The organism is Aneurinibacillus terranovensis DSM 18919 (assembly GCF_000430625.1).
Lineage (GTDB): Bacteria > Bacillota > Bacilli > Aneurinibacillales > Aneurinibacillaceae > Aneurinibacillus_B > Aneurinibacillus_B terranovensis.
In genome coordinates this window covers 100,240-113,105 of sequence record NZ_KE387171.1, presented here as the reverse complement: position 1 = coordinate 113,105, position 12,866 = coordinate 100,240, and the positions used below count along the sequence as shown (strand labels likewise).

Sequence of the window (12,866 nt, the reverse complement as noted above, 5' to 3'; positions counted from 1 at the left end):
GGGGCTGTGCCCCCTTTCCGTCGTTTTGCCTAGTTGTGTACACGGAGAACAATTTTTCCTATATTCTTGTTTTGCTCCATATAGGCATGCGCATCGTTTACATGTTCCCAGTCAAACACAGAATCGATCACAGGCTTCAACCGCCCGTCGGCAAAACGCGGAAGAGCAAATTCGCTAAATTCTTTCGTTAGCTTAATTTTATCCTCCACCGACCTGGTGCGAAGCGCCGTCCCGATAACCTGCAGGCGTCGGGAGAGCAGAAGCCCAAGATTTATCGACTCCGCTTTGGCCCCTCCCATCGTTCCGATAATAATTAACCTTCCATCAGTAGCGAGCGAAGAAATATTCTGCTCCCAGTAGCTCGCCCCGATAAAATCCAGAATAATATTGACACCCGTTCCATTTGTTGCTTCCTTTACTTTTGGCGCAAAAGGCCCTTCCTTGTAGTCGATCGTGATGTCAGCGCCTAATTCGAGACACTTCTTTCTTTTTTCTTCTGAACCAGCCGTGACGATGGAACGCGCCCCTGCTTCCCGGACAAGTTGAATAGCCGCTGTGCCAACCCCGCTTGCTCCCGCGTGAATGAGAACCGTGTGTTCCGGTTTTAACCCCCCGAGAACAAACAGGTTTAGATAGGCGGTGAGAAATACTTCTGGAATCGCAGCCGCTTCTTCAAATGATAAATTTTCAGGGATGGGAATGGCCATCTGGGCAGGAATCGTTACACGCTCGGCATAGCCGCCGCCGGGGAGCAGCGCGCAAATCCGATCGCCTTTTTTCCACCCTTGAACCTTGTTTCCCACGGCGGCTACCATCCCAGCCATTTCGAGGCCGATAATGGATGACGCGCCTGCCGGAGGAGGATACAGGCCTCGTTTTTGTAATAAGTCAGCCCGGTTTAATGCGGTGGCCCTGACATCGACCAGCAGTTCATCTTCTCCCGGCGCAGGGATTTCCGCTTCCCCAATATAAAGCGTTTTTGTTGCTTCCTCGACAAGTACAGCTTTCAAGTTTTTTTACCTCCTGTCACGTGTGGCACGCTTTAAAATTCGATGATTCTTCTTTATTATGATATCGTATTAAGGAGAAGGATGAAAGAAAGGACGACAAACATGAATACTTCAATTACTGAACTGAAGATAGTCCCACATGAAGAAATTGAGAAAAGGATCGAACAGGTTAAACCGTTACAGGAAGATGAAAACGAAATGTATGCGGTGGTAAAGGATGCGACAACGGGAGAGCATTTTGTTCGCTATACACAGCGGCATATTCATCTAATGGAAGGCGGGGTGGAAGAAGTGTTTGACCATTTCCTGCCGGTTGATAATGATGATGTATTGGCCATCATTCTGGGTGAAAAGGAATACGCATATCCTGACAACTGGAAGCATACGTATTTGCGCGGGAGTAATATGGACCCGTATGTCTGGTTTGATCCGGCTGCTGTGGAGGAGGAAGAGGAAGACGACGAAAAACGGCAAGCTTTCCTTTCCCTGGTAAGCAACTTTAAAAAAGAGCAGAAGTTTGATGATGAGACCATCCGTAATTTGTTGAAGAAAATCGATGAGGTGTGGGAGGAACGAAGATAAATTCAATTCTCCAATATTAAGCCTGTAAAGACAGTCGTTTGATAGTTGTTCTTCGTAAATAGAGCATTAATTGAAAAAAAGATGAGGCGGTGCCAAAAGCCATTTTCTAATCATGGGGGATTGGGACAGATTCCTTCTTTTCTTATTGACGCTGAATTATTCGCTTTTCCGCCTTGCTATACGGGTCATGGTCGGGCCGAGGTCTCTCTTTTATCCGCGGTCCGATACTATCAACTCTTACCGTGTCCTGGTCGGCGTCATACCTGTATATTATTCGATAGTCCTGCTAAAATAAGTGCAAGGGGCTGTCCCCCAGTAAAAAAACTACTTTGAGACAGCCCCATCTTAAAATTATGTCACATGTTATACCGAGTTATATTATACTCCAGCTTTTTCAGAGGCAAGCTGGCGGAGCACAGTTTGCAGGATACCACCATTGCGATAGTATTCCACGTCAACAACACTGTCAAGGCGAATGATGACATCGAATTCAAATGTGGAACCGTCTGGACGGGTTGCGGTTACTTTCGTTGTTTGCCCCGGTTTAATATCGTTGCTTAAACCGAAGATATCAAATGTTTCGGTACCTGTGATACCAAGCGTTTCCCCGTTTGTACCTTCCACAAATTGCAGCGGGAGTACACCCATACCTACAAGGTTGCTGCGGTGGATACGTTCAAAGCTTTCAGCGATAACGGCTTTCACTCCAAGGAGGAATGTTCCTTTCGCAGCCCAGTCACGGGAGCTTCCGGTACCGTATTCTTTACCCGCAATAATCACGAGAGGTGTGCCGGACTCTTGATACTTCATCGCTGCATCATAGATTGGCATTATTTCACCTGTCGGCAGGTAAGTGGTTACGCCGCCTTCTGTACCAGGAGCCATCTTGTTGCGGATACGAATATTCGCAAATGTACCGCGCATCATAACTTCATGGTTACCACGGCGGGAACCGTACGAGTTGAAGTCGGCACGTGCTACGCCGTGTTCTGTAAGGTACAGGCCTGCCGGGCTTGTTGGAGCAATGTTACCTGCAGGGGAGATGTGGTCGGTTGTTACGGAATCTCCGAGGTATGCAAGTGTTTTTGCGCCTTCAATTTCTTTAATGTTGCCCGCTTCAGCTGTCAGGCCGCTGAAGAATGGAGGTTCGGCGATATAAGTTGATTTTTCATCCCACTCATAAAGCTGTCCTTCCGGGAATTGAATCGCATTCCAGCGCGGGTTGGAAGTCAATACATTGCCATATTCTTTAGCGAACACTTCAGGACGAAGCGCTTTGGCGATCGCTTGTTTAATTTCTTCGTTGGTCGGCCAGATATCTTTCAGATATACCGGCTGATTACTTTGATCATAGCCGATTGGCTCTGTTGTCAGGTCAATATTCACCGTACCAGCCAGCGCGTAAGCAACAACGAGCGGCGGAGAAGCCAGGTAGTTGGCTTTCACTAATGGGTGGACACGGCCTTCGAAGTTACGATTTCCGCTCAGAACCGCTGCAACAGTCATATCATTCTCAGTAATGGCGTTTCCTACTTCTTCAGGAAGCGGACCGCTGTTACCGATACATGTAGCACAACCGTAACCGGCTACGTAGAAGCCTAATTTTTCAAGCGATTCGATTAACCCGGCGTCTTGCAGGTACTGGGTTACGACACGGGAACCAGGAGTCAAGCTTGTTTTTACATATTCAGGTTTAACAAGTCCTTTTTCAACGGCTTTCTTTGCCACCAGTCCTGCGCCAAGCATTACACTTGGATTGGAAGTGTTTGTACAGCTTGTGATAGCTGCGATGACAACGGCACCTGTCGAAAGTTCGGATTTTTTACCGTTTTTATGGGCAATCGGAACTTTTTTCTCGATTTGTTCATCCGTTAAGCCGAATCCGTTTTTGTCGACCGGAATGCGAAGCGCATCGTTAAAGACTTTTTTCATAGAAGTAAGTTCGATGCGATCCTGCGGGCGTTTCGGGCCGGCAAGCGTTGGAACAACGGTAGAAAGATCGAGTTCGATTGTTTCAGAGAACACAGGATCCGGCGTGTTGTCTTCACGGAAGATCCCCTGTGTTTTATAGTACGCTTCAACAAGAGCAACCTGTTCTTCGCTGCGGCCTGTAGCACGGAGGAAGTTCAGCGTTTCGCTGTCAACAGGGAAGAAGCCCATAGTTGCGCCGTATTCAGGAGCCATGTTAGCTACTGTGGCACGGTCTTCAACCGTGATAGCGGAAAGTCCGGGGCCAAAGAATTCTACGAATTTGCCGACTACACCTTTTTTGCGAAGAATGTTTACAACAGTCAGCGCGAGGTCGGTTGCCGTTGCCCCTTCAGTGAGTTTTCCGGTTAATTTGAAACCGACAACTTCAGGTGTTACGAAGTAGAGAGGCTGTCCAAGCATTCCGGCTTCGGCTTCGATACCGCCAACTCCCCATCCGACAACACCAATCCCGTTAATCATCGTAGTGTGTGAGTCCGTACCTACCAGAGAATCCGGGAATACGACGGTTTCTCCGTCAACTTCTTTTGTTGCGGCAACGGAGGCAAGGTACTCAAGGTTTACCTGGTGAACGATACCTGTATCCGGCGGAACGGCACGGAAGTTATCAAAAGCGGTTTGTGCCCAGCGAAGGAAACGATAGCGTTCTTCATTGCGCTGGAATTCCAGCTTCATGTTGTTTTCAAGCGCGTTAGGGTTGCCGTAATCATCAACCATGACAGAGTGGTCAATGACGAGGTCAACCGGAACAAGCGGGTTAATCCGCTCAGGGTTTCCACCCATGCTCTTCATCGCAAGGCGCATTGCAGCAAGGTCAACGACTGCAGGTACACCGGTGAAGTCTTGCAGGACGATACGCGCAGGAGTGAAAGGCACTTCCTGGTTTGCATCACGGCCTTCTGACCATGTTGCCAGTTGTTTTACATGTTCTTCTGTAACGGCCACGCCATCAAACTGGCGAACGGCGGCTTCAAGCAACACTTTAATAGAAAAAGGCAGCTTTGAAATCGGGCCTAGTCCTTTATCCTCGAGGCTTTTCAATGAATAGTACGCGTAAGATTTATCTCCAACTTTCAGGTTGGAGCGCACTGAATAAGCATCTTTCTTAGCCATATGGTACCCTCCCGTACAGTTATTGTTTCATTGAGTGAAACTCAGTTTCTCTTCTCGATACTATTATACTTCCTTTAGCAGTAAACGTTCAATAGATTTTTTGTTTTTTTTAAAAGTCGGGTCCATGTTTACTGATAGCTTTAAAGGAGGTATAATGTGAAATACTGCAACTTGGTTTCACACAATGAAATACTAGCCAAGTTTTCCACAGAGGGTGATGGTAATGACAGATAACTCAGAAAATAAAAATACAGTGCGGGCAGTTGACAGGGCCCTGGATATTCTGCTCTGCTTTACAGATGCGAAAGAGTTGACGCTGACAGCCATTTCACAAAAAGTAGGATTGAATAAAAGCACGGTATACCGCCTGCTCGCTTCCCTGGAAGGACGAGGCTTCTTAACCCGCCATCCGGAAACAGAAAAATACCGCCTTGGTTTTCGAGTATGGGAGTTATCGGCGAATTTAACGCAGGAAGATGACCCGGCTACACTGCTGCTGCCGGAGATGATTCGCCTGCGTGACCTATTGGGTGAAACAATTAGTCTGTATATCCGTAATGGAAATGAACGTGTACGCATTCAGGCGGCTGAGAGTACCCAGACCATTCGGAGGGTGGCGCCCATCGGAGCCAGGCTTCCGTTATACGTAGGGGCGTCCAGTAAAGTACTTGTTGCTTATGCGGATGCGCAAGTGAGGGAAAAGGTGTTGGACGACCCGGAATGGCCTCCTTATATTGACCGGCAGACGTATATCGACCAGCTGGAGGAAATTAGGAGTAATGGCTATGCAACCAGTATAGGAGAACGGGAAGAAGGAGCCGCCGCTGTTTCCGTTCCGCTTTTTAACAGGAGAGGGGAGTTAGTGGCAGCTCTTTCCGTATCCGGACCTTACAATCGTTTAACCCAGGATAAAATGAAGGAAATTGCTCCCGAGGTAATGGAAGCTGCAAAAAGAATGGGCAAAATGATTAAGTGATGCAAGCGGGAACCGCAATAAGGAAGAACACTTGAGAGCAGAGAGGATCGATAGGCATGGCTGAATACAAAATTTATTTATCTCCGGCACAGCTGGATGTGCTTCAAGACACCGTACGTTCCTTTGTGGATAATCAAAAGCTCGTACATGTTCCGGCTGATGGCAACCAGGTTGTCGGGCTGCCTTTGACGGAAGAAGCACTCGCATGGCTGATTCACTTGTACGAAGAGAAAAAAATACAGGAAAAAAGTGAAGTTTTGATCGATTTAAAACCGGCAGTCGAAGATGTATCCGAGGTGGAAATCAAACATTCCGCAAGTGGGATGAATTTTATCTACCATGTAAAATTTGATGAATTTGCCGAGCAGTGACTTTCTCGTTCAATTCAAATGAGAGGCTTTCCTGTGCAGCCGGAAGCTGCTTGCTCAGATATACGGTAAAAAATTTTCGGACACTTTTATGGAGAACTTCCTATTGACTATGCAGGTCGGATGATTAATAATTATAAAAAATAAAAGAATTATTTTTCTTATCAAGAGCAGGCTGAGGGACTGGCCCGATGACGCCCGGCAACCGGCATACACATGCAACGGTGCCAATTCCAGCAGGAGAAGGTTTTCCTGAGAGATAAGATCGTGTGCTACAGTCTTACCTCGATGATAAGGCCTTCCTGATAAGGGAAGGCCTTTTATACTTATACGCAAGAAATTTATATGTGAAAGAAAAGGGCGTAACAGCCAGGAAGGGAACGAAACAGATGAGCGAAACCGCAACCTTTATAAAAACTCCCATGGAGACACAATTACAGAAAAAAATCCTCGTATTGGACGGCGCGATGGGGACGATGCTCCAGCAGGCCAATTTAACGGCTGAAGATTTTGGCGGCGAGCAGTATGAAGGGTGCAATGAAATGTTAAACCTTACACGCCCCGATGTAATCCGAAGCATTCATGAAACCTACCTGGAGGCAGGCTCCGACATTATTGAAACAAACACCTTTGGTGCCACATCGATTGTTCTCGCTGAATATGACCTGCAGGATAAAGCACTGGAAATCAACAGAGAGGCGGCCCGCCTGGCACGGGAAGCGGCCGACAAGTATTCTACGGAAGAATGGCCCCGCTATGTTGCCGGATCAATGGGACCTACAACGAAAACATTGTCTGTCACCGGTGGGACAACGTTCACAGAACTGGTTGAGTCCTACTATGAACAGGCAGTAGGGCTTATTGAGGGGGGAGTCGACGTGCTTCTCCTTGAAACCTCGCAGGATACGCTGAATGTAAAAGCGGGGGGAATCGGTATCAACAAAGCGTTTGAGAAGCTTGGCCGCAAGGTTCCGGTGATGATTTCAGGCACGATTGAACCGATGGGAACGACCCTTGCCGGGCAAAACATAGAAGCTTTCTACCTTTCTCTGGAACATCTGAAACCGATTTCGATCGGGCTCAATTGCGCGACCGGGCCGGAATTTATGCGCGACCATATACGCACTCTTTCCGGGTTGGCCTCCTGTGCCGTTAGCTGCTATCCGAATGCAGGTCTGCCGGACGAAGACGGGCATTACCATGAATCGCCGCAGGGGCTTGCCGTGAAATTAGCAGCATTCGCAGAAAAAGGCTGGATTAATATTGCCGGCGGATGCTGCGGTACGACGCCTGACCATATCCGGGCGATAAGCGAGGCGTTAAAAGATATCCCACCCCGCCAGTCAGCCGAACAGCATGGCCATGCAGTATCGGGGATTGAACCGGTTTATTTGGAAAAGGATAACCGCCCGTTATTTGTTGGAGAGAGGACGAACGTTATCGGTTCCAAAAAATTCCGGACGTTGATTGCGGACGGTCAGTATGAAGAAGCATCTGAAATTGCGCGCGCCCAGGTTAAACGGGGGGCCCACGTGATTGATATATGCCTTGCCGACCCGGATCGCGACGAAAAAAAGGATATGGAAGAGTTTTTAAAGTTTGTTGCGAAAAAGGTAAAAGTGCCGCTCATGATTGATTCGACCGACGCATCGGTCATCGAACTTGCTCTTACGTATTCCCAGGGCAAAGCCATTATCAATTCAATTAATCTCGAAGACGGGGAAAAGCGGTTTGAAGAAGTGCTGCCGTTGATTAAGCGGTTCGGCAGCGCCGTTGTCGTCGGAACAATCGATGAAGCAGGAATGGGTGTAACCGCGGAACGCAAGCTTGAGATAGCCAAACGTTCCTATGATTTACTCGTCAACAAACACAAGCTTGACCCGCATGATATTATTTTTGACCCGCTTGTGTTCCCGGTAGGAACAGGGGATGAAGCTTATATCGGTTCAGCCAAGGAAACGGTGGAAGGCATCCGACTGATTAAGGAAGAGTTCCCGCAGTGCCAGACGATTCTCGGTGTCAGCAACGTTTCATTCGGGTTGCCTGCGACGGGCCGTGAAGTGCTCAATGCCGTCTACTTGTACCATTGTACAAAGGCCGGCCTCGACTACGCGATTGTAAACACGGAGAAATTAGAGCGTTACGCATCGATCCCTGACGAAGAGAAGAAGATGGCCGAGGATCTCCTGTTTCATACGAATGATGAAAATCTCGCTTCCTTTACAGCCTTTTACCGCGAGAAAAAAGTAGAAAAGAAATCGGAAGAAGTGCTTAACCTCACGCTGGAGGAACGCCTTGGTTATTATGTTGTGGAAGGCACGAAGGAGGGGTTGATTCCCGACCTGCAGTTGGCGCTCGAGAAATATTCCCCACTTGAAATCATCAACGGTCCGCTGATGGACGGCATGGCCGAGGTTGGGCGCCTTTTCAACGATAACCAGCTGATCGTGGCCGAAGTGCTGCAAAGTGCGGAAGTCATGAAAGCATCTGTCGCTTACCTGGAAACGTTTATGGAAAAGACGGAAACCGCCACAAAAGGAAAGGTTCTTCTGGCCACGGTAAAAGGCGACGTGCACGATATCGGAAAAAATCTGGTTGAAATCATTCTCTCGAACAACGGCTATAAAATTATTAACCTCGGCATTAAAGTGCCGCCGGAACAGCTTATTCAGGCTTACCGCGAAGAAAAGCCGGATATGATCGGATTGTCAGGGCTTCTCGTTAAATCAGCCCAGCAGATGGTGACAACGGCGCAGGACTTACGCGCGGCAGGAATTGAGGCTCCGATTATGGTCGGAGGTGCGGCCCTCACTCGTAAATTTACTGAAACCCGCATTACGCCTGAATATGAGGGGCTGGTGCTCTATGCGAAAGATGCGATGGACGGCCTGGATCTGGCAAATAAGATTACGAATCCGGAGGAAAATGAACGGCTCGTACAGAAGCTGCAGGAAATCCGTCAGGCACAGCTGGAGGCAAAGACAAAGGCGGAGGATGAAAAGGAAACCGCTTCATCCAAATCGAAGCGCTCTGCGATAAGCGTTGATACACCGTTATATATAGCGCCCGATTTGGAACGCCATATTTTTACCGATTACCCGCTTTCGTATCTGCAGCCGTATTTAAATCTGCGGATGCTGATTGGCAAACACCTTGGTGTACGCGGAAATGTCGATAAACTTCTCGCAGAAGGAGATCCGAAAACAGTTGAACTTAAAGAAGTTATTGATGGATTGATTGAGGAAGCGAAAACGACCGGTTTAATTAAAGCCCACGGCATGTACCGCTTCTTCCCGGCCCAGTCCAAAGATAACGATGTATATATTTATGATCCGAACGACCACAGCAAAATTATTAAAACTTTTACATTCCCGCGTCAGAAAGAGGAACCTTATCTCTGCCTCGCCGACTTTGTCAAGCCGATTGACAGCGGCGTTATGGACTATATTGCTTTTCTCGTTGTCACTGCAGGGCAGGGAATCCGTGAGAAAGCGGAAGAATGGAAGAACAAAGGGGATTATCTCCGGTCCCACGTGCTGCAGGCTCTGGCGCTTGAACTGGCGGAAGCTTATGCGGAACGCATCCACCATATGATTCGGGATGGATGGGGATTCCCGGATCCGGCTGACATGACCATGCTCGAACGATTTGGCGCGCGCTATCAGGGAATACGGGTATCGTTTGGCTACCCGGCATGCCCGAACCTGGAGGATCAGGAGCTGCTGTTTAGCCTGATGAATCCGGAAGATATCGGAGTCGTACTGACAGAGGGCTGCATGATGGAACCGGAAGCCTCTGTATCCGCTATGGTATTCTCTCATCCGGAAGCAAGATATTTTAACGCGGATTGATAGAGTCAGGGGGAGTGAAAATGAAAAAGGAAAATTTAAAAGCATACCTTGCCGACCACCTGGTGATCGGCGATGGCGCGATGGCAACCTGGCTGTATCAGCAAGGAGTACCGATTGGAATCTGTTATGAAGAATTAAATCTATCGAATCCGGATTTAATCGCCTCCGTCCATCGAAGCTATTACAAAGCCGGCGCCCGCTTCATCCAGACGAATACGTTTGGCGCTCACCGCCAGGCGCTTGCCAAGCACGGGCTTGAAGATAAAACCGCACGCATCAACCGGGCAGCCGTACAAATCGCGCGGCGCGCAGTAGGAGAAGATGCTTATATCGTTGGAGGCATCGGCTCGATTAACGCAGGAAGAGTCCGCGATAGTAAAATGAACGGCTATCGTGAACAATTTGAAGAACAGGCGCTCGGTTTGCTTAGTGCGAACCCTGATGCGATTCTCCTGGAGACTTTTCTGGACCTCGATGAACTGCTGCTGGCGCTTCAGGTGATCCGCCCGCTTTCTGATATTCCAATCGTAGCCCAGATTGCCGCGATTGATGTCGGGCGTACACGTGACGGCTATACGTTAAGCCAGGCGTTTAAGGCATTACAGGAAGCCGGTGCAGATGTTGTTGGCATGAATTGTCGGATGGGACCGACGGAGATTTTGCGCTCAATTGAGAACGTTGTCGTTCCGGAAGACATTCCGCTGTCCGTCTTCCCCAACGCGGGCCGCCTCGGGCTGTCGGATGGGGAATATGCGTATAAATCCATTCCGCAATATTTTGCGGACTCCGCTCTCCATTTTCGCGAACAAGGAGCACGCCTGATTGGCGGCTGCTGCGGGACGACACCCGCCCATATTCGGGCCATGGCGGATGCGCTTGAAGGGCTGGATCCGCTGCCACGGATCAACCCGGAAGAAGGCGAAATACAGGAGACGATTTCCGTTCCGCTTGCCGTTTCTGAACGGGAAATGGAGAACCGGGGGATTCTCGATACCGTTGCCCAACGCCATACGGTGATTGTCGAATTTGATCCGCCGAAAGAGCTGGATATTGAGAATTTTGTCAGGGGTTCGGCCGCTCTGCAGGAGGCAGGTGCGGATGCCGTGACAATGGCTGACAATTCACTAGCCACCACGCGGATGAGCAACATGGCCCTCGGCTCCATCATCAAAAATCGATTGGGTGTGGAACCGCTGCTCCATATCGCCTGCCGCGACCGCAATTTAATCGGGCAGCAATCCCACCTGATGGGGCTTCACGCGCTCGGTATGCATCAGGTGCTGGTCGTTACGGGAGACCCGGCACGGTTCGGTGATTTGCCCGGGGCCAGTTCGGTGTTTGATGTGTCTTCCTTTGATTTAATCCGGATGATCAAGCAATTGAATGAGGGATTTACCTTCTCGGGAAAACCTCTCAAACAGCGGGCGAATTTTATCGTCGGCGCAGCATTTAACCCGCATGTCCGCCAATTCGACGCGGCGATTCGGCGTCTGGAGAAGAAAGTGGAGGCCGGCGCAGATTTTATTATGACCCAGCCTGTCTACGATGAGGAAACGATTGAGCAGATTTATCAGGGGACACGGCATCTTTCTATTCCGATTTTTATCGGAATCATGCCATTAACAGGTTTGCGAAATGCGGAGTTTCTCCATAATGAAGTTCCTGGCATCAAACTGTCCGATATGGCGCGTGCCCGCATGCGTGAAGTAGGAAGCGGCCCCGCGGCCCGCGCGGAAGGGGTAGCCATTGCCCGGGAGCTTCTTGACGCAGCCATGGAATATTTTAAAGGCATCTATTTAATTACCCCATTCTCATATTATGAGATGACGGCTGAATTAACCCGCTATGTACACGAGAGATCAGCCGTGTCTTTACATGCGTCCATCGCGCGGTAGAGAAGAGGGAGAAGAGAAAGCACGAGTAAAAAGCAGCATTCCTGTGTGGGACTATTCAGGATGCTGCTTTTCATGATGGGACGATCGGTTTTCGTTCAACTGCTGTTTTCAATTTATATAAATTTGGAGAGACATTCAAACTGCCTGGTTGATGGTTTTTATAGTGTTTTATTTTTTGAATTTTTTGTTGACATTCCCGAGTGGTTTAGTTAGGATTTTATTAAACTTAATTTTGAAAAAACCGAGGAACAGAATCAATGCTTATGGCATAGGCTAAAGCATAGTCGAGTGTTGTTGAGTAAACCACTCAAGATTGTCGAGAAGGGGGGAGAATGATGAAGATTTCAAGCAGAGGGGAGTATTCGCTGCGTGCTCTCATCGTATTGGGCCGGCATAATGACCAGGTCATTCCCATTAGTGAGATTGCAGCACAGACTTTAGTTCCTGTTCATTATCTTGAACAAATCCTTCTCCAGTTAAAGATGCACGGCTTTGTCAAAAGTAAGCGTGGTGCACAAGGCGGATACACCTTGCGTAAGCAGCCCGAGGAAATTTGCATTGGGGAAGTAGTCCGTAAGCTGGAAGGTCCGCTTGCACCGATGGGATGTGTTAGTTTAACCTCTTATGAATCTTGTCCCCTGGAACAGAACTGTTTACTCAAACCTCTGTGGGGTTTAATACGCGATACCATCGCACAAGTGCTGGATAATACCACACTGGGGGATTTATTAACGGGAAATCTGGAAATGCAAAGGATTGGAGGAGTTACGTATGTGTAAACATCGGGATGATCCGGAAGTTCAAATGATTCTGGAAGCATTGGAGGACATCCAATATGGATCGCTGGTTATAACCATTCACGATTCGAAAATTACCCAGATGGAAAAAACGGTAAAAAGCCGGTTCCCATTGGAAGCCAAAACTCCTTCATCCCGGATTTCATCGTTCCCGTCCCAAAAGAAAAAATAAGAAGAAGCCGATCGGACAGCCGAAGGCTCCACGTTTGTTTGTATACCTTTCAGGTATACGGATGAACCTGGAGCCTTTTTTATCGTTAAAGAAAGTATATGTTGCTTTACAGT

Annotated in this window: 9 protein-coding genes and 1 riboswitch; of the genes, 7 read left to right on the top strand and 2 right to left on the bottom strand. The window is 48.5% G+C overall.

Annotation, left to right across the window (positions count from 1 at the left end; all coding sequences use genetic code 11):
• Positions 1-29 precede the first annotated feature (29 nt).
• Positions 30-1,010, bottom strand: a complete 981-nt coding sequence (locus tag H525_RS0116120) for an NAD(P)H-quinone oxidoreductase (protein ID WP_027417018.1) — start codon at positions 1,008-1,010, stop codon at positions 30-32.
• A 102-nt stretch (positions 1,011-1,112) separates the two neighbouring features.
• Between H525_RS0116120 and H525_RS0116115 the strand changes: the two genes are divergently transcribed.
• A complete protein-coding gene (locus H525_RS0116115; RefSeq protein ID WP_155837362.1) occupies positions 1,113-1,592 on the top strand; it encodes a hypothetical protein in 480 nt (159 codons plus the stop codon).
• A 378-nt stretch (positions 1,593-1,970) separates the two neighbouring features.
• On the opposite strand, the gene acnA is transcribed toward H525_RS0116115, so the two are convergent.
• On the bottom strand, positions 1,971-4,694 hold the full coding sequence (acnA, locus tag H525_RS0116110) for an aconitate hydratase AcnA (RefSeq protein WP_027417016.1): 2,724 nt from the start codon (positions 4,692-4,694) through the stop codon (positions 1,971-1,973).
• 223 nt (positions 4,695-4,917) lie between these two features.
• Here acnA and H525_RS0116105 point away from each other — a divergent pair, with 223 nt between their 5' ends.
• The 6 genes from H525_RS0116105 to H525_RS0116080 all read left to right on the top strand — a co-directional run bounded on the left by H525_RS0116105 (position 4,918) and on the right by H525_RS0116080 (position 12,753).
• Complete coding sequence (locus H525_RS0116105; RefSeq protein ID WP_035101596.1) at positions 4,918-5,670, top strand: IclR family transcriptional regulator; 753 nt, start codon at positions 4,918-4,920, stop codon at positions 5,668-5,670.
• Between the two features lie 56 nt (positions 5,671-5,726).
• Positions 5,727-6,041: a hypothetical protein gene (locus H525_RS0116100; RefSeq protein WP_027417014.1), complete on the top strand. Its 315-nt coding sequence runs from the start codon at positions 5,727-5,729 to the stop codon at positions 6,039-6,041.
• 155 nt (positions 6,042-6,196) lie between these two features.
• Positions 6,197-6,304: riboswitch (SAM riboswitch) on the top strand.
• Positions 6,305-6,460: 156 nt separating this feature from the next.
• Positions 6,461-9,889 (top strand): methionine synthase, encoded by a 3,429-nt coding sequence (gene metH, locus H525_RS0116095; RefSeq protein WP_027417013.1) that lies wholly within the window; start codon positions 6,461-6,463, stop codon positions 9,887-9,889.
• 20 nt (positions 9,890-9,909) lie between these two features.
• A complete protein-coding gene (locus H525_RS0116090) occupies positions 9,910-11,784 on the top strand; it encodes a bifunctional homocysteine S-methyltransferase/methylenetetrahydrofolate reductase (RefSeq protein WP_027417012.1) in 1,875 nt (624 codons plus the stop codon).
• 335 nt (positions 11,785-12,119) lie between these two features.
• Positions 12,120-12,563, top strand: coding sequence for an RrF2 family transcriptional regulator (locus H525_RS0116085; RefSeq protein ID WP_027417011.1), 444 nt, complete (start codon positions 12,120-12,122; stop codon positions 12,561-12,563).
• A complete protein-coding gene (locus H525_RS0116080; RefSeq protein ID WP_027417010.1) occupies positions 12,556-12,753 on the top strand; it encodes a YezD family protein in 198 nt (65 codons plus the stop codon). The genes H525_RS0116085 and H525_RS0116080 overlap by 8 nt, the downstream gene beginning before the upstream one ends.
• Positions 12,754-12,866: the final 113 nt, after the last annotated feature.

What these genes read in the sequence shown, in the direction of transcription:
- H525_RS0116115 (WP_155837362.1), top strand. Translation starts at nt 1,113, where the DNA reads ATGAATACTTCAATTACTGAACTGAAGATAGTCCCACATGAAGAAATT.
- acnA (WP_027417016.1), bottom strand. Translation starts at nt 4,694, where the DNA reads ATGGCTAAGAAAGATGCTTATTCAGTGCGCTCCAACCTGAAAGTTGGA.
- H525_RS0116105 (WP_035101596.1), top strand. Translation starts at nt 4,918, where the DNA reads ATGACAGATAACTCAGAAAATAAAAATACAGTGCGGGCAGTTGACAGG.
- H525_RS0116100 (WP_027417014.1), top strand. Translation starts at nt 5,727, where the DNA reads ATGGCTGAATACAAAATTTATTTATCTCCGGCACAGCTGGATGTGCTT.
- metH (WP_027417013.1), top strand. Translation starts at nt 6,461, where the DNA reads ATGGAGACACAATTACAGAAAAAAATCCTCGTATTGGACGGCGCGATG.
- H525_RS0116090 (WP_027417012.1), top strand. Translation starts at nt 9,910, where the DNA reads ATGAAAAAGGAAAATTTAAAAGCATACCTTGCCGACCACCTGGTGATC.
- H525_RS0116085 (WP_027417011.1), top strand. Translation starts at nt 12,120, where the DNA reads ATGAAGATTTCAAGCAGAGGGGAGTATTCGCTGCGTGCTCTCATCGTA.
- H525_RS0116080 (WP_027417010.1), top strand. Translation starts at nt 12,556, where the DNA reads ATGTGTAAACATCGGGATGATCCGGAAGTTCAAATGATTCTGGAAGCA.